General features: G+C 62.3%; 18 protein-coding genes. 15 read left to right on the top strand and 3 right to left on the bottom strand.

The annotated features are described in order from the left end of the window. The first annotated feature begins 11 nt into the window (after positions 1–11). From rnr to BW992_RS04290, 14 genes are all read left to right on the top strand, one after another. The gene (rnr, locus tag BW992_RS04355) at positions 12–2,612 is read left to right on the top strand and encodes a ribonuclease R (RefSeq protein WP_072397906.1); all 2,601 of its coding nucleotides are present in this window, start codon (positions 12–14) and stop codon (positions 2,610–2,612) included. Continuing rightward, positions 2,609–3,370 carry a 23S rRNA (guanosine(2251)-2'-O)-methyltransferase RlmB gene (rlmB, locus tag BW992_RS04350; RefSeq protein WP_072431696.1) on the top strand — a complete coding sequence of 254 codons (762 nt, stop codon included), beginning with the start codon at positions 2,609–2,611 and terminating at the stop codon, positions 3,368–3,370. Before rnr ends, rlmB begins: the two co-directional genes overlap by 4 nt. A 303-nt stretch (positions 3,371–3,673) precedes the next feature. Then, entirely contained in the window at positions 3,674–4,102 is a 429-nt protein-coding gene (gene rpsF / locus BW992_RS04345) for a 30S ribosomal protein S6 (protein ID WP_053155628.1), read from the top strand. 28 nt (positions 4,103–4,130) lie between these two features. After that, on the top strand, positions 4,131–4,361 hold the full coding sequence (gene rpsR / locus BW992_RS04340) for a 30S ribosomal protein S18 (RefSeq protein ID WP_002551829.1): 231 nt from the start codon (positions 4,131–4,133) through the stop codon (positions 4,359–4,361). A 36-nt stretch (positions 4,362–4,397) separates the two neighbouring features. Next, positions 4,398–5,291, top strand: coding sequence for a hypothetical protein (locus tag BW992_RS04335; RefSeq protein WP_072397904.1), 894 nt, complete (start codon positions 4,398–4,400; stop codon positions 5,289–5,291). 22 nt (positions 5,292–5,313) lie between these two features. Further along, on the top strand, positions 5,314–5,760 hold the full coding sequence (gene rplI / locus BW992_RS04330; RefSeq protein WP_072397903.1) for a 50S ribosomal protein L9: 447 nt from the start codon (positions 5,314–5,316) through the stop codon (positions 5,758–5,760). Positions 5,761–5,881: 121 nt separating this feature from the next. Then, a complete protein-coding gene (dnaB, locus tag BW992_RS04325; RefSeq protein ID WP_072397902.1) occupies positions 5,882–7,279 on the top strand; it encodes a replicative DNA helicase in 1,398 nt (465 codons plus the stop codon). A 203-nt stretch (positions 7,280–7,482) separates the two neighbouring features. Beyond that, positions 7,483–9,783, top strand: coding sequence for a YgiQ family radical SAM protein (locus tag BW992_RS04320; RefSeq protein ID WP_076405671.1), 2,301 nt, complete (start codon positions 7,483–7,485; stop codon positions 9,781–9,783). A 169-nt stretch (positions 9,784–9,952) separates the two neighbouring features. Then, on the top strand, positions 9,953–10,879 hold the full coding sequence (locus BW992_RS04315; protein ID WP_076405670.1) for an NAD synthetase: 927 nt from the start codon (positions 9,953–9,955) through the stop codon (positions 10,877–10,879). After that, positions 10,876–11,337 carry a hypothetical protein gene (locus BW992_RS04310; protein ID WP_072397899.1) on the top strand — a complete coding sequence of 154 codons (462 nt, stop codon included), beginning with the start codon at positions 10,876–10,878 and terminating at the stop codon, positions 11,335–11,337. The genes BW992_RS04315 and BW992_RS04310 overlap by 4 nt, the downstream gene beginning before the upstream one ends. Positions 11,338–11,507: 170 nt before the next feature. Next, positions 11,508–14,801, top strand: coding sequence for a transglutaminase family protein (locus BW992_RS04305; RefSeq protein WP_076405668.1), 3,294 nt, complete (start codon positions 11,508–11,510; stop codon positions 14,799–14,801). Positions 14,802–15,071: 270 nt separating this feature from the next. Then, positions 15,072–17,558, top strand: coding sequence for a circularly permuted type 2 ATP-grasp protein (locus BW992_RS04300; RefSeq protein WP_072458630.1), 2,487 nt, complete (start codon positions 15,072–15,074; stop codon positions 17,556–17,558). Then, on the top strand, positions 17,558–18,451 hold the full coding sequence (locus BW992_RS04295) for a transglutaminase family protein (protein WP_072397896.1): 894 nt from the start codon (positions 17,558–17,560) through the stop codon (positions 18,449–18,451). Before BW992_RS04300 ends, BW992_RS04295 begins: the two co-directional genes overlap by 1 nt. 62 nt (positions 18,452–18,513) lie before the next feature. After that, positions 18,514–18,891: an NUDIX hydrolase gene (locus BW992_RS04290; RefSeq protein WP_072397895.1), complete on the top strand. Its 378-nt coding sequence runs from the start codon at positions 18,514–18,516 to the stop codon at positions 18,889–18,891. 73 nt (positions 18,892–18,964) lie between these two features. Here the strand turns inward: BW992_RS04290 and BW992_RS04285 are convergent, their stop codons facing one another. Beyond that, a complete protein-coding gene (locus tag BW992_RS04285) occupies positions 18,965–19,150 on the bottom strand; it encodes a hypothetical protein (RefSeq protein WP_072397894.1) in 186 nt (61 codons plus the stop codon). Positions 19,151–19,218: 68 nt separating this feature from the next. Beyond that, positions 19,219–19,806, bottom strand: a complete 588-nt coding sequence (locus BW992_RS04280) for a TIGR00730 family Rossman fold protein (RefSeq protein ID WP_072397893.1) — start codon at positions 19,804–19,806, stop codon at positions 19,219–19,221. A 342-nt stretch (positions 19,807–20,148) separates the two neighbouring features. Between BW992_RS04280 and azu the strand changes: the two genes are divergently transcribed. Beyond that, positions 20,149–20,595 (top strand): azurin, encoded by a 447-nt coding sequence (gene azu / locus BW992_RS04275; RefSeq protein WP_072397892.1) that lies wholly within the window; start codon positions 20,149–20,151, stop codon positions 20,593–20,595. Positions 20,596–20,697: 102 nt separating this feature from the next. Here azu and nadE read toward each other — a convergent pair whose 3' ends face one another. Continuing rightward, positions 20,698–21,525, bottom strand: a complete 828-nt coding sequence (nadE, locus tag BW992_RS04270) for an ammonia-dependent NAD(+) synthetase (protein ID WP_076405666.1) — start codon at positions 21,523–21,525, stop codon at positions 20,698–20,700. Positions 21,526–21,529: the final 4 nt, after the last annotated feature.

Below are 21,529 nucleotides of genomic sequence, written 5' to 3'. Positions count from 1 at the left end.
AAAACTCTCTAATGGCCGATTGGCAATCCCTCGATCCCGAGGCCGCTCGTGAAGCGGAAAAATACGAAAACCCTATTCCCAGCCGCGAACTGATCCTGGCGCATCTCGCCGACAGGGGCTCGCCCGCCAGCCGTGAACAGTTGGTCGAAGAGTTCGGTCTGACTACCGAAGACCAGCTCGAAGCCCTGCGCCGCCGTCTGCGTGCCATGGAGCGCGACGCCCAACTGATCTATACCCGCCGTGGCACCTATGCGCCGGTGGACAAGCTCGACCTCATCCTGGGACGTATCGCCGGCCATCGCGATGGCTTCGGTTTCCTGATTCCCGATGACGGCAGCGACGACCTGTTCATGAGCCCGGCCCAGATGCGCCTGGTGTTCGACGGCGACCGGGCCCTGGCTCGGGTGTCCGGCCTGGACCGTCGCGGTCGCCGTGAGGGTGTGATTGTGGAGGTGGTATCGCGCGCCCACGAAAGCATCGTCGGCCGTTATTTCGAGGAAGGCGGCATCGGCTTCGTCGTCGCGGACAATCCCAAGATCCAGCAGGAAGTGCTGGTCACCCCGGGCCGCAACGCCAATGCCAAGATCGGCCAGTTCGTCGAGGTGAAGATCACCCACTGGCCAACCCCTCGCTTCCAGCCGCAGGGGGATGTGGTGGAAGTGGTCGGCAACTACATGGCGCCGGGCATGGAAATCGATGTCGCCCTGCGCACCTATGACATTCCTCATGTCTGGCCTGAGGCTGTGCTGAAGGAAGCGGCCAAGCTCAAGCCGGAAGTCGAAGAAAAGGACAAAGAGAAACGCATCGACCTGCGCCACCTGCCGTTCGTGACCATCGATGGCGAGGACGCACGGGACTTCGACGATGCGGTCTACTGCGAAGCCCGGCCGGGCAAGCTGCGGCTGTTCTCCGGTGGCTGGAAGCTTTACGTCGCCATCGCCGACGTTTCCAGCTATGTGAAGCTCGGTTCGGCGCTGGATGCCGAAGCCCAGGTGCGTGGCAACTCGGTTTACTTCCCCGAGCGTGTCGTGCCGATGCTGCCCGAGCAGTTGTCCAACGGGCTGTGCTCGCTCAACCCTCATGTCGATCGCCTGGCCATGGTCTGCGAGATGACCATCTCCAAGACCGGCGAAATGACCGACTACTGCTTCTACGAAGCGGTGATCCATTCCCACGCCCGCCTGACCTACAACAAGGTCAGCGCGATGCTGGAGACGCCGAAGCTGGCCGAGGCGCGCAAGCTGCGGGGTGAATATAACGACGTACTGCCGCACCTCAAGCAGCTCTATGCATTGTACAAAGTGCTGCTGGCGGCCCGTCACGTGCGCGGCGCCATTGATTTCGAAACCCAGGAAACCCGGATCATCTTCGGCTCCGAGCGCAAGATCGCCGAAATCCGTCCGACCGTGCGCAACGACGCGCACAAGCTGATCGAGGAATGCATGCTGGCGGCCAACGTGGCCACCGCCGAGTTCCTGAAGAAGCACGAAATCCCTGCACTGTATCGGGTCCATGACGGTCCTCCGCCGGAGCGCCTGGAAAAACTGCGCGCCTTCCTCGGCGAGCTGGGCCTGTCCCTGCACAAGGGCAAGGAAGGTCCTACGCCCAAGGACTACCAGGCATTGCTGGCCAGTATCAAGGATCGTCCGGATTTCCATCTCATCCAGACCGTCATGCTGCGCTCGCTGAGCCAGGCGGTGTACAGCGCCGACAACCAGGGGCACTTTGGCCTCAATTACGAAGCCTATACCCACTTCACTTCGCCGATCCGCCGTTATCCCGACCTGCTCACGCACCGGGCGATCCGCAGCGTGATCCACTCCAAGATGAACACCCCGCACGTCAAGCGGGCCGGCGCGATGACCATTCCCAAGGCGCGCATTTATCCGTACGACGAGGCGGCCCTGGAGCAGCTCGGCGAACAATGTTCGATGAGCGAGCGACGCGCCGACGAAGCCACCCGCGACGTGGTGAACTGGCTCAAGTGCGAGTACATGAAAGACCGCGTGGGCGAATCGTTCCCGGGTGTGATCACCGCCGTGACCGGTTTCGGCCTGTTCGTCGAGCTGACCGACATCTACGTCGAAGGCCTGGTGCATGTCACCGCGCTGCCGGGGGATTACTACCACTTCGACCCTGTCCACCACCGCCTGGCGGGTGAGCGCACCGGTCGTAGCTTCCGCCTGGGCGATACCGTTGAAGTACGGGTGATGCGTGTCGACCTGGACGAGCGCAAGATCGATTTCGAGATGGCGGAAAAAACCATCAGCGCGCCGATCGGTCGCAAGAAACGCGGTGCCGAAACCGCTGCGCCTGTGACCAAGGCCCCAGCCGAGCCGGCGCCGAGCAAGTCCGGTCGGCGCGGTGCGGCCAAGGAAAAAGCCGTCGAGGCCTATCGTCCGAGCGATGCGGCGGCGAAGAACGCTGAAGTGCGCAAAAGCCGTGAGATGAAAAAAGCGTTGCTGGCAGAGGCCAAGGCAGGCGGCAAGGCTGGACGGTCGGCTCCGGAGAAGGCTGCCAGCAAACCGAGCAAACATCGCAAGGGTCCGCCAAAAGCGGGCTCGGCCCCGGCCAAGAGTGGCGGGGCGCGTAAACCCAAGGCCAAGTCATGAGTCAGTTGGAAAAAATCTACGGCCTGCATGCCGTGGAGGCGCTGCTGCGCCATCATCCCAAGCGGGTCAAGCAGATCTGGCTGGCCGAGGGGCGTAGCGACCCGCGGGTCCAGACCTTGATCGAACTGGCCAGCGAAAACCGTGTGGCGGTGGGCCAGGCCGAACGTCGTGAGATGGATGCCTGGGTCGAGGGTGTGCACCAGGGCGTGGTGGCCGAGGTGAGCCCGAGCCAGGTCTGGGGCGAGGCGATGCTCGACGAGTTGCTCGATCGCACCGAGGGCTCGCCCCTGCTGCTGGTCCTGGACGGCGTGACCGACCCTCACAACCTCGGCGCCTGCCTGCGCTCGGCGGATGCAGCCGGCGCGCTGGCGGTGATTGTTCCCAAGGACAAGTCGGCGACCCTGACGCCTGTGGTGCGCAAGGTCGCTTGCGGTGCGGCGGAGGTCATGCCCCTGGTGGCCGTGACCAACCTGGCGCGCACCCTGGAGAAACTCCAGCAGCGTGGCTTGTGGGTGGTGGGCACGGCGGGCGAGGCCGAGGTCAGCCTCTATGACCAGGACCTCACCGGTCCGACGATCCTGATCATGGGCGCCGAGGGCAAGGGCATGCGCCGCTTGACACGCGAGCATTGCGATTACCTGGTCAAGCTGCCGATGGCCGGTAGCGTCAGCAGCCTCAATGTCTCGGTCGCCACCGGTGTCTGCCTGTTCGAGGCCCAGCGCCAGCGGAGCGTCAAGGCTGTCGCCAAAAAGCCCTGATCCAGACGCGTATCAAATGTGGGAGCGAGCTTGCTCGCGATGACGGTGTCGCAGGGACGCAAAAGTCGACGGGCACGCCGCTATCGAGCAGGCTCGCTCCCACAGCGTTTTGTATTTGGGCAAATCTGGCGGTTGTTCAAATAATCACCAATTACCTTGCGCCTCCCTCGACCCTTCTCTACAATTGCGCCCCTTGCTGTGATGGCAGGCACTTATGTGTCTAGCGTCCACAAGTCCATAAGTGTCATTCACTCCTTGTCTGACCGTTTTTAAGCGGCAGGCTACAACCCGTAAGGAGCATTCATGCGTCATTACGAAATCATCTTTTTGGTCCACCCGGATCAAAGCGAGCAAGTCGGCGGCATGGTTGAGCGTTACACCAAGCTGATCGAAGAAGACGGCGGCAAGATCCACCGTCTGGAAGACTGGGGCCGTCGTCAACTGGCCTACGCAATCAACAATGTTCACAAGGCTCACTACGTGATGCTGAACGTTGAGTGCACCGGCAAGGCCCTGGCCGAGCTGGAAGACAACTTCCGCTACAACGATGCAGTGATCCGTAACCTGGTCATCCGTCGCGAAGAAGCCATCACTGGCCAATCCGAGATGCTCAAGGCTGAAGAAAACCGCAGTGAGCGCCGTGAGCGTCGCGACCGTCCTGAGCATGCTGACAGCGCCGAAGGCGATGACAGCGATAGCGACAGCGACAACAGCGACAACGCTGACGAGTAATCCACGGACTTCCTAAGGAGCCAATCACATGGCACGTTTCTTCCGTCGTCGTAAATTCTGCCGCTTCACCGCTGAAGACGTGAAAGAGATCGATTACAAAGATCTCAACACTCTGAAAGCCTACGTATCCGAGACCGGCAAAATCGTTCCAAGCCGTATCACCGGTACCAAAGCTCGTTATCAGCGTCAGCTGGCCACCGCTATCAAGCGCGCCCGCTTCCTGGCCCTGCTGGCCTACACCGACAGCCACGGCCGCTGAGACCGGGCAGTCGACACGTAGCAAAGGATTGAATGCATGCGCGCCATAGCTGAGTTCATCATGCGAGGTCGTATGCAGGCCACTCTGGTAGTGGCTGGATGTGCGGCATTGCCGTTGTTGTATTGGTTGGGCGCTGCCGCGGGAAGTCTCGTACTCCTGCGGCGCGGATTGAGGGACGCCGTTGGCGTTCTTGCTCTGGGACTGCTGCCGGCCTTGCTCTGGTGGTTGAGTACCGCTGACCCGCGGGCACTGATGGTGCTGCTGGGGTCTTCGGCGCTGGCGTTGGTGTTGCGCGCAAGCGAATCCTGGAACCGCGTGCTGCTGGTCAGCATAGCGCTGGGCGTGGTGTTTTCAGTGGTGCTCGGGGTGGCTTTCGCGCCCCAGATCGAGATGCTGTCGCAGGCTTTGATAAAAATCCTGCCCGAAGCCCTCGGTGATCTCTACCGGCAGATGTCGGCTGAGGAGCAAGCGCGTTTCGCGTCACTGATCGCACCGGTCCTGACCGGCCTGATTGCGGCCTTGTTGCAGATCGTCAGTGTGCTGAGCCTGATTATCGGGCGCTACTGGCAGGCGTTGTTGTACAACCCGGGTGGTTTTGGTCGCGAATTTCGCGCCATCCGTTTCCCGCTTGGACTGGCGATGTTGCTGCTGGCGGGCATGCTTCTGGGACCGAACTTCGGTCCGCAGATGGCCATGCTCACGCCGTTGTGCAGCGTACCGCTGGTGTTCGCGGCCCTGGCCCTGATTCACGGGCTGGTGGCGCAGAAGCGACTGGCCAGGTTCTGGCTGGTGGGGCTGTACGTCACGTTGTTGCTGTTCATGCAGCTGATCTATCCGTTGCTGGTGGTCCTGGCCATTGTCGACAGCCTGATTGATTTTCGCGGTCGTATGGCGCCGAAAGACGCCGACAACGCGAACGGTGAAGGTTAAAAGTTAAGAGGTTAATACCCAAATGGAACTGATCCTGCTGGAAAAAATCGCCAACCTGGGCAACCTGGGCGACAAAGTAAAAGTTAAGTCCGGTTACGGTCGTAACTACCTGCTGCCTTTTGGCAAAGCCACCGCTGCGACCGCTGCCAACCTGGCCGCGTTCGAAGAGCGTCGCGCTGAGCTGGAAAAAGCCGCCGCAGACCGCAAGGCCTCGGCCGAAAGCCGCGCTGCCCAACTGGCCGAGCTGGAAGTGACCATCACTGCCACCGCTGGCGACGAAGGCAAGCTGTTCGGTTCGATCGGTACTCACGACATCGCTGACGCACTGACCGCCTCCGGCGTTGAAGTGGCCAAGAGCGAAGTTCGTCTGCCGAACGGCACCATCCGCAACGTAGGCGAATTCGACGTAGCCGTGCACCTGCACGCCGAAGTCGAAGCCACCGTACGCGTTGTCGTGGTAGCAGCCTAAGCAGCACCTGTCGGCTGGCACCCTCGGGTGCGAGCCGGTAACATCGGGCACGATCCTGTTTACAGGTCGTGCCCTTTGTCTTTCTGCAACTCCTGCTTCTATCACCAGAATCCTTGTGGCCATGAACGAAATTACCGCTCCAGAGCAATATGATCTGCAAACCGCTGCCCTGAAGGTGCCGCCGCATTCCATCGAGGCCGAACAGGCTGTACTCGGTGGCCTGATGCTGGACAACAACGCCTGGGAGCGTGTGCTCGATCAAGTCTCCGATGGCGATTTCTACCGGCATGACCACCGCTTGATTTTCCGCGCGATCGCCAGGCTGGCCGACCAGAACATGCCGATCGACGTCGTGACCCTGGCCGAGCAACTGGACAAGGAAGGCCAGACGTCCCAGGTCGGTGGCCTCGGTTACCTGGGCGAGCTGGCGAAAAACACGCCGTCCGTCGCCAACATCAAGGCTTATGCGCAGATCGTCCGCCAGCGGGCGACCTTGCGCCAGTTGATCGGCATCAGTAACGAAATTGCCGACAGCGCCTTCAACCCTGAAGGCCGTACGGCTGAGGAAATCCTCGATGAGGCCGAGCGGCAGATCTTCCAGATCGCCGAGGCCCGGCCGAAGACCGGCGGGCCGGTCAGTGTCAACGACCTGCTGACCAAGGCCATCGATCGTATCGATACCCTGTTCAATACATCCGACGCGATCACCGGCCTGTCCACCGGCTATACCGATCTCGACGAGAAGACCAGTGGACTGCAACCGGCCGACCTGATCATCGTTGCCGGCCGTCCTTCCATGGGCAAGACCACCTTTGCGATGAACCTGGTGGAAAACGCCGTGCTGCGCAGCGACAAGGTCGTCCTGGTCTACTCCCTGGAGATGCCAGGTGAGTCGCTGATCATGCGTATGCTTTCTTCCCTGGGGCGGATCGACCAGACCAAGGTCCGTTCCGGCCAACTGGAAGACGACGACTGGCCTCGCCTGACCTCGGCGGTCAACCTGCTCAACGACCGCAAGCTGTTCATCGACGACACCGCCGGTATCAGCCCTTCGGAAATGCGCGCCCGAACCCGCCGCCTGGTGCGCGAGCATGGCGATATCGGCCTGATCATGATCGACTACCTGCAGCTGATGCAGATTCCGGGCTCCAGTGGCGATAACCGGACCAACGAGATTTCCGAGATCTCCCGTTCCCTCAAGGCCCTGGCCAAGGAATTCAACTGTCCGGTGGTGGCGCTTTCCCAGTTGAACCGCTCCCTGGAACAGCGTCCGAACAAGCGCCCGGTGAACTCCGACCTGCGGGAATCCGGAGCGATCGAGCAGGACGCCGACGTGATCATGTTCGTATACCGCGACGAGGTCTATCACCCCGAGACGGAACACAAGGGCATCGCGGAAATCATCATCGGCAAGCAGCGGAACGGTCCGATCGGTTTTGTCCGCCTGGCATTCATCGGCAAGTACACGCGTTTCGAGAACCTCGCACCGGGCAGCTACAATTTCGATGACGACGAGTAAGTTCTTCGTCGTCTGATCCGGCCTCATCGTCGGATCGCTGCCCGCAGCAAGCTCGCTCCCACCCTGGAATGCATCCTCTCTGTGGGAGCGAGTTTGCTCGCGATAGGTGCGCCGCCGATTTCCGACCATAGCCGTCGGAATTGGTTATTTTTTGTGCTATATTCCGCGCCCGCGATTTTTCATCTTCTATACCGGTCATCGACATGCAAGCAGCCAAGCCGTTATTTGACTATCCCAAGTACTGGGCCGAATGTTTCGGCCCCGCGCCGTTCCTGCCCATGAGCAGGGAGGAGATGGATCAGCTCGGCTGGGATTCGTGCGACATTATCATCGTGACCGGTGATGCCTACGTCGACCATCCTTCGTTCGGCATGGCGATCATTGGCCGTTTGCTGGAAGCCCAAGGCTTTCGCGTGGGGATCATTGCCCAGCCGAACTGGCAGTCCAAGGACGACTTCATGAAGCTTGGCGAGCCCAACCTGTTTTTCGGTGTCGCGGCCGGCAACATGGACTCGATGATCAACCGCTACACCGCTGACAAGAAAATCCGTTCCGATGACGCCTATACCCCCGGTGGCCTGGCGGGCAAGCGGCCGGACCGTGCGAGCCTGGTCTACAGCCAGCGCTGCAAGGAAGCCTACAAGCATGTGCCGATCGTGCTCGGTGGCATCGAGGCCTCCCTGCGCCGCATCGCCCATTACGATTACTGGCAGGACCGGGTGCGCAACTCGATCCTGATCGACGCCAGTGCCGATATCCTGCTCTACGGCAACGCAGAGCGAGCCATTGTCGAAGTCGCCCAGCGTCTGTCCTATGGCCACAGGATCGAGGACATCACCGATGTGCGCGGCACCGCGTTCATTCGCCGCGACACACCCGAAGGCTGGTACGAAGTCGATTCCACGCGTATCGACCGTCCGGGCAAGATCGACAAGATCATCAATCCGTACGTGAACACCCAGGACACCGCCGCCTGCGCCATCGAGCAGGAGAAAGGGCCGGTGGAGGACCCGAGCGAAGCCAAGGTCGTGCAGATCCTGGCGAGCCCGAAAATGACCCGCGACAAAACCGTGATCCGCCTGCCGTCGGTGGAAAAGGTCCGCAACGACCCGGTGCTCTATGCCCACGCCAACCGCGTGCTGCACCTGGAAACCAACCCGGGCAACGCCCGCGCGCTGGTGCAGAAGCATGGCGATGTGGATGTCTGGTTCAACCCGCCACCCATTCCGATGACCACCGAGGAAATGGACTACGTGTTCGGTATGCCTTACGCACGTGTCCCACACCCGGCGTACGGCAAGGAAAAGATCCCTGCCTACGAAATGATCCGCTTCTCGGTGAACATCATGCGTGGCTGCTTCGGCGGCTGCACCTTCTGCTCGATCACCGAGCACGAAGGCCGGATCATCCAGAACCGTTCCGAAGAGTCGATCATTCGCGAGATCGAAGAGATCCGCGACAAGGTCCCAGGCTTCACCGGGGTCATTTCCGACCTCGGCGGACCCACCGCGAACATGTATCGCATCGCCTGCAAGAGCCCGGAAATCGAGTCCGCGTGCCGCAAGCCGTCCTGCGTGTTCCCGGGCATCTGCCCGAACCTGAACACCGACCATTCTTCGCTGATCCAGCTGTATCGCAGCGCCCGGGCATTGCCAGGGGTGAAGAAGATCCTGATCGCGTCCGGCCTGCGCTACGACCTGGCGGTCGAATCCCCGGAATACGTCAAGGAGCTGGTGACCCACCACGTCGGCGGTTACCTGAAGATCGCGCCGGAGCACACCGAGGAAGGTCCGCTCAACCAGATGATGAAGCCGGGCATCGGCACCTATGACCGATTCAAGCGGATGTTCGAGAAATACACCCGGGAGGCGGGCAAGGAGCAGTACCTGATCCCGTACTTCATCGCTGCGCATCCGGGCACCACCGACGAAGACATGATGAACCTGGCGCTGTGGCTCAAGAGCAACGGCTTCCGCGCCGACCAGGTCCAGGCCTTCTATCCGTCGCCGATGGCCACGGCCACCGCCATGTACCACTCGGGCAAGAACCCGCTGCGCAAGGTCACCTACAAGAGCGATGCGGTGACCATCGTCAAGAGCGAGGAGCAGCGCCGCCTGCACAAGGCCTTCCTGCGTTATCACGATCCCAAGGGCTGGCCGATGCTGCGCGAGGCGTTGACCCGCATGGGCCGCGCCGACCTGATCGGGCCGGGCAAGCATCAGTTGATCCCGTTGCACCAGCCGGCCACCGACAGCTACCAGAGCGCCCGTCGCAAGAACTCGACACCGGCCGGCAGCCACAAGGTGGGCAAGGAAACCACCCGGATCCTGACCCAGCACACGGGCCTGCCGCCGCGTGCCAGCGACGGCGGCAATCCGTGGGACAAGCGTGAGAAGGCCAAGGCCGAGGCATTCGCCCGCAACCAGGAGGCCGCCAAGGAGCGCAAGGACGCCGCCAAGGGCAAGGGACCGAAACCGGCCCGCAAGCCCGTGGTACCGCGCTGACCCTGGAGTCGTATCGCAAACGCCAGCCTGAGTGCTGGCGTTTTGCTTTCTAGCGGGGGTGGTGGCCGTTTGTTATCGTGGCGGCCGCCAATGCCAGCCAGCAGGCATCCCTCGCCACAGGGTTGCGTGTGGATAAAAGATTCATCTCCGATTCTCAAGGACGATTCATATGAGCAGCGCTACAACGGCCATCGGCATGGACTTCACGTTCTCCCAGTACATGGCCCGCCAACGCATCGAAAGCCAGATCAACCTGCCGCGCCTGTTCGCTGCCATCGATGCCGATCCGAATATTGCCGGGGCGGGGGTGGTGTATGTCGATGCCGACTACAACGTGGTGACCCTGCGGGAATTCAAGCCGATCTGCAGTATCGCACCCAAGCGCGTGATCCTGCGTGAGGCAAAGCGATACATCGCGCCACAGCAGTTCGTCGACCAGGTGAAAAGCAGCCCGCGGGAGTCGAAGCTTGGCCTTGAAGCGACCAATGCCGGCTTGTCTTGCGTCGCCGCCGTGATCGGTTGGGTGGTGGTGTTCAGTGGCAGCGTTGCCGTGCCTTTCACCGCTGGCGCCAGTGTCTGGCTGGTGGCCCTGGGCGCCGCTGCCGCGACGGCGAGTACTGCCCAGTGTGTCATCGGGGGCGCGCGGGTGGCCAACGAACTGACCAATCCTACTGGCAACGATGAGATGAACGACGCCGATTGGTACAACATCGTATCCCCGATCCTGGATGCGGTTTCCCTGGTGGGCGTCGGCGGGTCGGCTCTCACGACGGTTCGCCTGCTCAAGGCCAACAAGGCGGCCAACACCGGAAAAAGCTGGTACCAGCTGCTCAAGGGGCTGAGCCGCCAGGAGCGGTCCAAGTTGACGCGGGAGCTGTTGACGCTCAAGGACCCGAGCCTGACCGCCAAGCTGCTCAAGTTGCAGCAGCGCGCCGGGGCCTTGCCCAAGCGTTATTCTTCGGCCCAAATCCGGCACGCTACCCTGACCCAGATCCAGGACTCCCTGGGTGGCGCCCTGGGCGTGATCGGCAGTTACACCGGCGGCGGTCATGTGAAAACCGTCGCCGTCGGCCTGTACGAGGAGTTCACCGAATGATCGGGGGCGGCTCGCTGAAGGACTTTCTGGCCCGGTATTTCCCGGTGTTCATGGGTACCATCCTGCTGGGCTGCTTTTCCGGATCCAGCCTGCTTGCCTTGGCCGGAGCCACTTACTGGCGTGCCTTGGAGCCTTCGGTCAGGAGCGACTATGTGGGGCTCGGGGCATTGGCGCTGGTGGTCGTGCTGGTGCTGGCCAATCTCATGATCGCGCGCGGGCGGGCCTGGGCCGTCTGGGGCGTGGCGGGTTATTTCCTGGCGTGTCTGGCCGTCGTCTTGCCGATGATCGCCTATCGGCCCCATCAGGGAGTCTATCTGTTCGCCGTTCTGTTCCCGTTGCTGGGACTGTTGCTGCTCAACAGCAAGCGCCATCGTGAGATGCGCGGCAAGCTGGTGGACATCCGTCGGCAGCGCGAACTGATCGTCCAGGCAGCCAGGGCTTCTCACAAGCGACGCTGAGGCGAGCGGCCTGTTCGCCTTGTTTATGTGCGTGCCTTTGCACACAAATGCGGGCACCGCGCGGTTTTAGTGCTCTACTGCCCTGTGTGGACGAAGGAAGTGCCCGGCTTGCCTGCATGGCATAAGTCTTGCGCCGCTTTCGATAATGCCCAGGCCCGCAGGAGACCGCCGTGTCGATCCATGTTGCTTTGCATCACGTCACGCACTACCGCTACGACCGCGCCGTGGAGCTCGGTCCGCAGATTGTCCGCCTGCGTCCGGCGCCCCATAGCCGTACGCGCATCCTGTCGTATGCCTTGAAAGTCTCGCCCGACCAGCACTTCATCAACTGGCAGCAGGACCCCCAGGGCAATTACCTGGCGCGGCTGGTGTTTGCGCAGAAAACCCAAGAGCTGCGGATCGAAGTCGATCTGTTGGCGGAAATGGCGGTGTTCAATCCGTTCGACTTCTTTCTCGAGCCTTATGCCGAGCAGATTCCTTTTGCCTACGCGCCCGATGAAAAACACGAGTTGATGCCTTACCTGGAAAAGCTGCCGCTGACCCCCAGGTTCCAGGCCTACCTGGACAGTATCGAACGCACGCCGTTGCCCACGGTGGATTTCCTGGTGGCGCTCAACCAGCGCCTGAGCGAAGACATCAATTACCTGATCCGCATGGAGCCGGGTGTCCAGACGCCGGAGCACACTCTGGAGCAGGCATCCGGTTCCTGTCGCGATTCCGCCTGGCTGCTGGTGCAGCTGTTGCGTCACCTGGGCCTGGCCGCGCGTTTCGTCTCGGGCTATCTGATCCAGTTGACCGCCGATGTGAAAAGCCTCGACGGACCCTCCGGCACGGAGGTGGATTTCACCGATTTGCATGCCTGGTGCGAGGTTTACCTGCCCGGCGCCGGCTGGATCGGCCTGGATGCCACTTCAGGTTTGTTCGCTGGGGAAGGCCATATCCCCTTGGCTTGCAGTCCCGATCCGTCCTCGGCGGCGCCCATCACCGGGCTGGTGGAGCCTTGTGAGTGCGAATTCAGCCACGAAATGGTCGTGGAACGGATCTGGGAAGCACCGCGGGTGACCAAGCCTTACACCGACGAGCAATGGTTGGCGATCCAGGCGCTGGGGCGACAGATCGATACCGACCTGCTGGAGGGCGATGTACGGCTGACCATGGGCGGTGAGCCGACATTCGTGTCCATCGATGATCCGGATGGCGCCGAATGGAATACCGCAGCGCTCGGTCCGGACAAGCGTCGGCTCTCGGCCGAGCTGTTCGAGCGCATGCGCAAGCACTACGCGCCCCAGGGGCTGGTGCACTTCGGCCAGGGCAAGTGGTACCCCGGTGAACCGCTGCCGCGCTGGTCGCTCAATTGCTATTGGCGGCGTGACGGGGTGCCGATCTGGCGCAACGCCGCCCTGTTCGCGGATGAGCAACAGGACTACGGCGCCGATGGCGAGCTGGCCGGGCGCTTCCTGAAGAGCGTTGCCGAACGTCTGAAGATTCCTGCGCGCTTCGTGTTCCCAGCCTACGAAGACAATTTCTACTACCTCTGGCGCGAGGGCGCGCTGCCCTCGAACGTCACGGCCCAGGATGCGCGGCTGGAAGATGCCCTGGAGCGGGCCAGGCTGCGCAAGGTCTTCGACCAGGGCCTGGACAAGGTGATCGGCCAGGTCCTGCCCTTGGCGCGTACCGCCAAGGGCGATCAATGGCAAAGCGGCCGGTGGTACCTGCGCGACGAACATTGTCGACTGGTGCCGGGGGACTCGCCCTTGGGCTATCGCCTGCCGCTGGCGTCCCAGCCGTGGGTCACGGCGGCGGAGTATCCGTTCATCCATCCCACCGACCCGAACCAGGACCTGCCCGGGCTGCCGGATGCCGAGCGATTGGCCCAGCATGGCGAGCCGGCCATCGACCAGGACCGTGCGCCAGCCATCGACGAGTCTGCCGACTGGCTGACCCGCACGGCGTTGTGTGCCGAGGCGCGGGAAGGGCGGTTGTATGTGTTCATGCCGCCATTGGAGCGGGTCGAGGATTACCTGGAACTGGTGGCCGCCATCGAGGCCACGGCGCAGGAGCTGCATTGCCCGCTGCTGTTGGAGGGTTACGAACCGCCGAGTGATCCGCGCCTGAGCCATTTGCGCATCACGCCCGACCCAGGTGTGATCGAGGTGAACGTACAGCCTTCGGCGAGCTGGGATGAGTTGGTGGAGCGCACCGAGTTTCTCTACGAGCAGGCACGGCTGACGCGGCTGACGACCGAAAAATTCATGATCGATGGCCGCCACACCGGCACGGGCGGCGGTAATCATTTCGTCCTGGGCGGCGCGACTCCGGCTGACTCACCTTTTCTGCGGCGTCCTGACCTGCTGCGCAGTCTGATCAGTTACTGGCATAACCACCCATCGTTGTCCTACCTGTTTTCCGGATTGTTCATCGGTCCGACGTCCCAGGCGCCGCGGGTGGACGAAGCGCGTAACGACGCATTGTATGAACTGGAAATCGCGTTTGCCCAGATGCCCGCGCCTGGCGAGGAGTGCCCGCCATGGTTGGTCGACCGGCTGTTGCGCAACCTGTTGATCGACGTGACCGGCAACACCCACCGCGCCGAATTCTGCATCGACAAGCTTTATTCGCCGGACGGTGCCACCGGCCGGCTCGGTCTATTGGAGTTGCGTGCGTTCGAAATGCCGCCTCATGCCCGCATGAGCCTGGCCCAGCAACTGCTGTTGCGGGCGCTGGTGGCGCGGTTCTGGCGCGAGCCCTATGCGCCGGCGAAACTGGCGCGCTGGGGCACCGAGCTGCACGATCGCTTCCTGCTGCCGCACTTTATCGAACAGGATTTCGCCGACGTGATTGTCGAGCTGAACGCCGCCGGTTATCCGTTGCGGGCCGAGTGGTTCGCCGCCCATCTGGAGTTCCGTTTTCCCAAGGTGGGCGACTATGCGGTGGGTGGCATCGAGTTGCAACTGCGCCAGGCCCTGGAGCCCTGGCATGTGCTGGGGGAAGAAGGTTCGGCGGGTGGGACCGTACGCTACGTGGATTCGTCCCTGGAGCGCCTGCAGGTCAAGCTCACTGGCATGGCGCCGCAACGTTATGTGTTGACCTGCAATGGCGTACCGGTACCGCTGCAACCCACCGGCCGGGTCGGAGAGTTCGTCGCCGGGGTGCGTTTCCGGGCCTGGCAGCCGGCCAGTTGCCTGCAACCCACCATCCCGGTCCATGCGCCACTGGTCTTCGACTTGCTCGACACCTGGGGCCAGCGCTCCGTGGGCGGTTGCCAGTACCATGTGGCTCATCCGGGCGGACGCAACTACGACAGCCTGCCGGTGAACGCCAACGAGGCCGAGAGTCGGCGAATGGCGCGTTTCTTCCGTCTCGGACACACACCGGGGAAACTTGCGACACCCAGCCTGACCGTGGATGACGAGTTTCCTTTCACCCTCGATCTGCGACGTGTCCAGGGGGCGACAAGCCTGTAATCTGGACCTGTGGCGAGGGGAGGAGCCTTGCTCGCCATATCTGGTTTCAGTCCGGACAGATTGTCTCTATCCGGGCATCATGCGCTTGCGCTAGGCTCTGTCTGAGAAGCCTTGAGACTCGTTCATGCTGCGTTGAAAACCTGCTCGGAATGCTCATTTACTCCAGTAAACTCCGCTTCCTCGCCGGTTTTCGCCTTGCCTGACCTTCGTCTCGAGGCTTTTCAAACAGAGCCTGGTCTCACCTTTCATTGCCGTCCTGCCGAGCTTTCCATGCCTGACCTGCTTGACCGTTACCCGCTGACGCCGGGCACCTATCATGAATTGCTGGACGATAGTGGCGCGGTACGCCCGCATTGGCGGCGTCTGTTCGATCAGTTGCAGCGCAGCACGCCGGCCCAGTTGGTCCAGCGTCAGGCCTTGCTGGCGCGACAGATCCAGGAGAACGGCGTCACCTATAACGTCTATGCGGATCCGAAGGGGGCCGACCGGCCGTGGGAGCTGGACCTGCTGCCCCACGTGCTCGACGCCGGGGAATGGAAGCAGCTGTCGGCGGGTATCGCCCAGCGTGCGCGATTGCTCAATGCGGTGCTGGCCGACCTGTACGGGCCGCAGCGGCTGATCAGTGAAGGGCTGTTGCCGGCGGAGCTGGTATTCGGACACAACAACTTTCTCTGGCCCTGCCAGGGCATCACGCCGCCGGATGGCAACTTCCTGCATCTGTATGCCGTGGACCTGGCCCGCGCGCCCGACGGTCGCTGGTGGGTCACGGCGGATCGGACACAGGCGCCCTCCGGGGCCGGTTATGCGTTGGAAAACCGCATGATTGTGTCCCGCGCCTTTCCCGACCTGTATCGCGACCTCAAGGTCCAGCATCTGTCCGGCTTCTTCCGCACCTTGCAGGAAACCCTCGCGCGCCAGGCCCCCAGCGATGGCGAGCCGCCCCTGGTGGTGCTGTTGACGCCGGGGCGGTTCAATGAGAGCTACTTCGAACATCTTTACCTGGCACGCCAGTTGGGCTATCCGCTGGTGGAAGGCGGCGACCTGACCGTGCGGGACGCCACGGTCTTCCTCAAGACGCTCAGCGGGTTGCGCCGGGTCCACGCCATCATGCGCCGGCTCGACGACGACTTCTGCGACCCCCTGGAGCTGCGCACCGACTCGGCCCTGGGCGTGCCGGGCTTGCTGGAGGCGGTGCGCCAGGGCCGGGTGCTGGTGGCCAATGCCCTGGGCAGCGGCGTACTGGAGTCTCCGGGGCTGCTGGGATTCCTGCCGAGGATCTGCGAGTTCCTGTTCGGCGAGACGCTCATATTGCCGTCCATCGCCACCTGGTGGTGCGGCGAGCCGCCAGTGCTGGCCCAGGCCCTGGAGAAACTGCCTCAGTTGCTGATCAGGCCGGCCTTTCCTTCCCAGAGTTTCAGCCCGGTGTTCGGCCGCGACCTGGACGACGAGCAGCGCGACCTGTTGGCGGCGCGTATCCGGGCGCGACCCTATGCGTATGTCGCCCAGGAGCTGGCGCACCTGTCCCAGGCGCCGGTATGGCAGGCCGAGGACGGTCAACTGCAGCCGCGGGCCATCGGCATGCGGGTGTACGCGGTATCCGGCGCAGACGGTTATCGGGTGTTGCCGGGCGGCCTGACACGCGTGGCGGCCGATGCCCACGCCGAAGTGGTGTCGATGCAGCGGGGCGGCGCCAGCAAGGACACCTGGGTGCTGGGAGAACAGGCCCCGGGTAGCGAGCAGTGGAAGGCCCAGCGAACCGTGGGCGTACACGATCTGGTCCGGCGCGATCCCTACCTGCCGTCCCGGGTCGTGGAAAACCTGTTCTGGTTCGGTCGCTATTGCGAGCGCTGCGATGACAGCGCGCGACTGCTGCGGATCATGCTGGCACGTTATGTCGACGGCGATGATCCACAGGCGCTGCAATCGGCCGTGGCCCTGGGGGAAAGCCTCATGCTGCTGCCCGAGGAGGGCGAGTTGCCCGAGCGTCTGCTGACGGCGCTGCTGGGGGACGACTGGTCGTTCAGCCTGCGTTCCAACCTGCAACGCCTGCAGTGGGCCGCCTCGCAGGTGCGCGGCAAGCTGTCCCGGGAGAACTGGCAAGCCTTGGTGGAACTGCAGCGAGAAGCCATGGAGCTGGAGACCGGGGAGCCGGATTTCGGTGAGCTGATGGATTTTCTCAACCGCCTGGTGATGTCCCTGGCGGCATTGTCCGGTTTCGCCCTGGACGACATGACCCGCGACGAGGGCTGGCGCTTCCTGATGATCGGCCGGCGCCTGGAGCGCCTGCAATTCCTCAGCAGCAGCCTGGCTGCGTTCCTGCGTGGCGAAGCGGTATTCGACCAGGCCGGGCTGGAGTGGCTACTGGAGCTGGGCAACAGCAGCATCACATATCGCTCGCGTTATCTGGCGGTGGCCCAGTTGATTCCGGTGCTCGACCTGTTGCTGCTGGATGAACAGAACCCCCACGCGGTGCTCTTCCAGCTGAAACTGGTGGCCCGCACCCTCAAGCGCCTTAACGATGACTTCGGCGCTCCCAGGGACACCGCGTTGCCGGGGCTGGTGATGCGCCTGTCACGTTTTGACCTGCGCTGTCTCGAAGATCCGTTGTTCGGCGAGGCCAGCCTGCGTGCGGCACTGGATGGGCTGGCCGATCTGTTGCAGGAGGTGGCGGACGCCAGTGGCCAGGTTTCGGACCGCCTGGCCTTGCGTCATTTCGCCCACGTCGATGATATCAGCCAGCGCACGGTGTCCGTCTGATGAACGCTCGTTACCAGATTCTCCATGACACCCATTACCACTACGACAGCCCGGTATCCCTGGCCCAGCAACTGGCCCATCTGTGGCCGCGTTCCTGTGACTGGCAGGTGTGTACCGAGCGGCAGCTGTCCATCAGCCCGGAGCCGACGACCCGGCGTGACGAGCAGGATGTCTTCGGCAACCCGCTGACCCGCCTGGCGTTCGAACGGCCCCACGACGAACTGTTGGTCAACGCCCGGCTGAGCGTCGAGGTGCTGGCCCGCCCCGAGCCGGACTTCCAGCGGTCTCCTGCCTGGGAATCGACCTGTAGCGCCTTGACCTACAGCAGTCGGCCGCTGGCTTCGCCGTTGCTGGATGCCTGCCGCTATCGTTTCGAGTCGCCCTATGTGCATCTCAAGCGCAGCTTCGTGGCGTTTTCCGAAAGCTGCTTCCCGCCGGGACGCCCGTTGATGCTCTGTATCCGGGCGCTGATGGAAAAGATTTTCCAGGAGTTCACCTTCGATGCCGAGGCCACCCAGGTCGCCACGCCATTGGTGGAGGTGCTGGAGCGACGACGGGGCGTTTGCCAGGACTTCGCCCACCTGATGCTGGCCTGCGTACGCTCCCGTGGACTGGCGGCACGGTACGTCAGCGGCTACCTGCTGACCCAGCCACCCCCTGGCCAGCCCCGGCTGATCGGTGCCGATGCATCCCATGCCTGGGTCTCGGTGTTCTGCCCGGTACTGGGCTGGGTGGATTTCGACCCGACCAACAACGTGTTGCCTGCCCTGGAGCACATCACCCTGGCCTGGGGCCGGGATTTCTCCGACGTGTCACCGCTGCGCGGGGTGATCCTGGGAGGTGGCAATCATGATCCCGAGGTGCGGGTGACAGTGATGCCGCTGGAGTCATGAAATCCTTGTGGGAGCGAGCTTGCTCCCACAGGTTGTGTTCAATCGGATGACGAGGTTTACCCATGTTCCCGGTATCCATCAAAGGCGTACTGCAATCCCCCGAAGGCCTGGTCGTGCTGATGCTCAACGAACGGGACGAGTGGGAGCTGCCGGGTGGACGCATCGAGCTGGGTGAGACGGCGCCTCAATGCCTGGCGCGGGAGATTGCCGAGGAGCTGGCCGTCGAGGTGAGCGTGGGAGAACCGCTGGATTCGTATCTGTTCGAGGTCATCCCCGGCAAGCACGTCTTCATCGCCACTTACCGCTGCCAGTTGCAGGGGGGCTTCGTGCCGGCGATCAGTCATGAGCACAAGGAAATCGGCCTGTTCGAGCCGCAACGGTTGCCAGCGAATCTGCCGACGGGTTATCGCCAGTCGATCATCAAGGCCCTGGCGTCGTGAGGGCCGGCAGTGGGGCTGCCAGCCCGGGACACGGAATCGAGGGGCCGGATCGGATCATCGGGCCCGGGGGGTATCAGGCGTCGGGCACCTGATCTTTCGGTGTATCGGCATCCTGTTGTGCCGTCACGTCGCCTTCGGTATCCGGGGTCAGTGCCGCTTCTTCGGCTGTAGCTTTCTTGCGCTGGAGCTTTTCCTCTTTCTTCTGCTCCTTGGCCAGGTCTCTCTGACGTTTGGCGAAGGAATAATTGGGTTTGGCCATGGGCAATCCTCTGGGGTCGAAGGTGAGGTTGAGCGGCACATATTCTGCCCTGTATCGGGACCGAGCCGTTAGCTGGCTTTTTGCTGTTCCCATTTTGGCTGCACCGAGGGCCGCCATTGCGCCAGTGCATCGAGCAGGTTGTGTGGCGACTCGCTGACTTGCAGCATGTCGCGATGAGGGGGGCGGACGAAGCCTTCCTCGACGATATGATCGAGAAAGCCGGTGAGCTTGCTGTAGAAACCATTCACTTCCAGCAGCCCCAGCGGTTTGCCGTGGTAGCCGAGTTGGCCCCAGGTCCACACTTCGAACAGTTCTTCCAGCGTGCCCAGGCCACCGGGCAGCGCGATGAAGGCATCGCTGAGTTCGGCCATGCGGGCCTTGCGCGCATGCATGCCATCGACCACTTCCAGGCGGGTCAGGCCACTGTGGCCGATTTCCTTGTCCTTGAGGCTTTGCGGGATGATCCCGATGACTTCACCACCCGCCGCCAGGGCCGCATCGGCGACGATGCCCATCAGGCCGACGGCGCCGCCACCATAGACCAGCGTCAGCTTTCGTTCCGCCAAGGCTCGGCCCAGGGCCTGTGCCGCTTCGCGATAGGCCGGGTTGGCACCGGTGCTGGCACCGCAGAAAATACAAACAGAAGCTAAGGACATGCTTTACTCCAGAATCGATAACCGCTCCAGAGTAAAGCCTGGGCTTAAGATTGCGAAGGCTTAGATCTCGCGCCGGGGTTTTTCGTAGGTACCACTGGCGCCACAGGCGTACGCGGCGAGCAGGCTGCATATCAGGCTGTTGAAATTCATGGTGGTCGCTCCTCGAAGGTGATGAGGCCGATCATAGAGCGGTGCAGTACGTATGGCCGGTTGATTGTATCCATCAGGCTGATAGCCTTAAGTTGTATACAATTTTTGACTCAGGTCATAGGAACTTGTCTGAAATTCAGGCAGTCTTCCCCGACGAGGGAATTTTTCTTAACCATGCCTTGGAGATTCACGATGTTTGCCAAACTTGTAGCAGTATCCCTGTTGACACTGGCTAGCAGCCAACTGATGGCAGCGGAGTGCAAGACCACCGTCGACTCGACCGACCAGATGTCCTTCAGCACCAAGGCCATCGAGATCGACAAGAGCTGCAAGACGTTCACCGTCGAATTGAAGCACACCGGTAAATTGCCGAAAAACGTCATGGGCCATAACTGGGTGCTGAGCAAAGATACCGACATGCAGCCGATTGCCACTGACGGCCTGAGCGCGGGTGTCGACAAGAACTACCTCAAGGATGGCGACGCTCGCATCATCGCCCACACCAAGCTCATTGGCGGTGGCGAGACCGATTCGGTCACCTTCGATGTCTCGAAACTCAAGGCGGACGAAAAATACGGCTTCTTCTGCTCGTTCCCGGGCCACATCTCGATGATGAAAGGCACCGTTACCCTGAAGTAATACCTTCAGGCACAAAAAAGCGCCCATGCAGGGCGCTTTTTTTATGCCTGGCAATCGGGGAGCGAGCCTGCTCGCGATGACGCCAGATCAGGCTCCCGGCTGTCACGGGGCGTAGGGCAATACCCGCTTGTGCTCGGTCTTGCGATAGGTCTCGCAGATGATCCTGGCCGCTTCTTCCCGTATCGTCTTGCCATGCAGGAAGTCGTCGATCTCGCCATAGGTCACGCCATGGGCCGCTTCGTCGGGCTTGCCCGGGGAGAGGTCTTCCAGGTCGGCCGTGGGGACCTTTTCCACCAGCGATTCCGGCGCGCCGAAGTCACGGGCAATCGCCCGGACCTGATTCTTCACCAGGCCGCTCAGCGGCGCCAGGTCGCAGGCACCGTCACCGAACTTGGTAAAGAACCCCATGACCGCTTCGGCCGCATGGTCGGTACCGATCACCAGGCCTTGCTCGGCGCCGGCGATGGTGTATTGCGCCACCATGCGCATCCGCGCCTTGGTATTGCCCAGCACGAAGTCCCGCGAGCCGGGCCCCTTGCCTTCGAACGCCAGGATTTCCTTGGCCAGGGCCTTGACCGCCGGGCCGATGTTGACGGTGTGGCGCTCGTCAGGCTCGATGAAGTCGACGCAGGCCTGCGCTTCATGCTCATCGAACTGGATTTCGTACGGCAGGCGCACGGCAATGAACTTGTAGGCCGCGTTACCGGTTTTTTCCCGCAGTTCGCGCACGGCACGCTGGGCCAGCAAGCCGGCGGTCAACGAGTCGACCCCGCCGCTGATGCCCAGTACGAGGCTCTTGAGCCCGGAATTGACCAGGCAGTCCTGGATGAAGCTCACTCTCCGGGCGATCTCTGCCTTGAGGGCGGCGTCATCGGCGAACGGTGGCTGGACCTTGAGCTGTTCAGCAATCTCACGCTGTACGGCTTGCATGAAT

The organism is Pseudomonas sp. 7SR1 (assembly GCF_900156465.1).
Classification (GTDB): domain Bacteria; phylum Pseudomonadota; class Gammaproteobacteria; order Pseudomonadales; family Pseudomonadaceae; genus Aquipseudomonas.
This window is presented reverse-complemented; position numbering and strand designations above follow the sequence as displayed.

Coding starts and splice junctions, on each gene's coding strand:
- rnr (WP_072397906.1), top strand. CDS start 12: ATGGCCGATTGGCAATCCCTCGATCCCGAGGCCGCTCGTGAAGCGGAA.
- rlmB (WP_072431696.1), top strand. CDS start 2,609: ATGAGTCAGTTGGAAAAAATCTACGGCCTGCATGCCGTGGAGGCGCTG.
- rpsF (WP_053155628.1), top strand. CDS start 3,674: ATGCGTCATTACGAAATCATCTTTTTGGTCCACCCGGATCAAAGCGAG.
- rpsR (WP_002551829.1), top strand. CDS start 4,131: ATGGCACGTTTCTTCCGTCGTCGTAAATTCTGCCGCTTCACCGCTGAA.
- BW992_RS04335 (WP_072397904.1), top strand. CDS start 4,398: ATGCGCGCCATAGCTGAGTTCATCATGCGAGGTCGTATGCAGGCCACT.
- rplI (WP_072397903.1), top strand. CDS start 5,314: ATGGAACTGATCCTGCTGGAAAAAATCGCCAACCTGGGCAACCTGGGC.
- dnaB (WP_072397902.1), top strand. CDS start 5,882: ATGAACGAAATTACCGCTCCAGAGCAATATGATCTGCAAACCGCTGCC.
- BW992_RS04320 (WP_076405671.1), top strand. CDS start 7,483: ATGCAAGCAGCCAAGCCGTTATTTGACTATCCCAAGTACTGGGCCGAA.
- BW992_RS04315 (WP_076405670.1), top strand. CDS start 9,953: ATGAGCAGCGCTACAACGGCCATCGGCATGGACTTCACGTTCTCCCAG.
- BW992_RS04310 (WP_072397899.1), top strand. CDS start 10,876: ATGATCGGGGGCGGCTCGCTGAAGGACTTTCTGGCCCGGTATTTCCCG.
- BW992_RS04300 (WP_072458630.1), top strand. CDS start 15,072: ATGCCTGACCTGCTTGACCGTTACCCGCTGACGCCGGGCACCTATCAT.
- BW992_RS04295 (WP_072397896.1), top strand. CDS start 17,558: ATGAACGCTCGTTACCAGATTCTCCATGACACCCATTACCACTACGAC.
- BW992_RS04290 (WP_072397895.1), top strand. CDS start 18,514: ATGTTCCCGGTATCCATCAAAGGCGTACTGCAATCCCCCGAAGGCCTG.
- BW992_RS04285 (WP_072397894.1), bottom strand. CDS start 19,150: ATGGCCAAACCCAATTATTCCTTCGCCAAACGTCAGAGAGACCTGGCC.
- BW992_RS04280 (WP_072397893.1), bottom strand. CDS start 19,806: ATGTCCTTAGCTTCTGTTTGTATTTTCTGCGGTGCCAGCACCGGTGCC.
- azu (WP_072397892.1), top strand. CDS start 20,149: ATGTTTGCCAAACTTGTAGCAGTATCCCTGTTGACACTGGCTAGCAGC.
- nadE (WP_076405666.1), bottom strand. CDS start 21,525: ATGCAAGCCGTACAGCGTGAGATTGCTGAACAGCTCAAGGTCCAGCCA.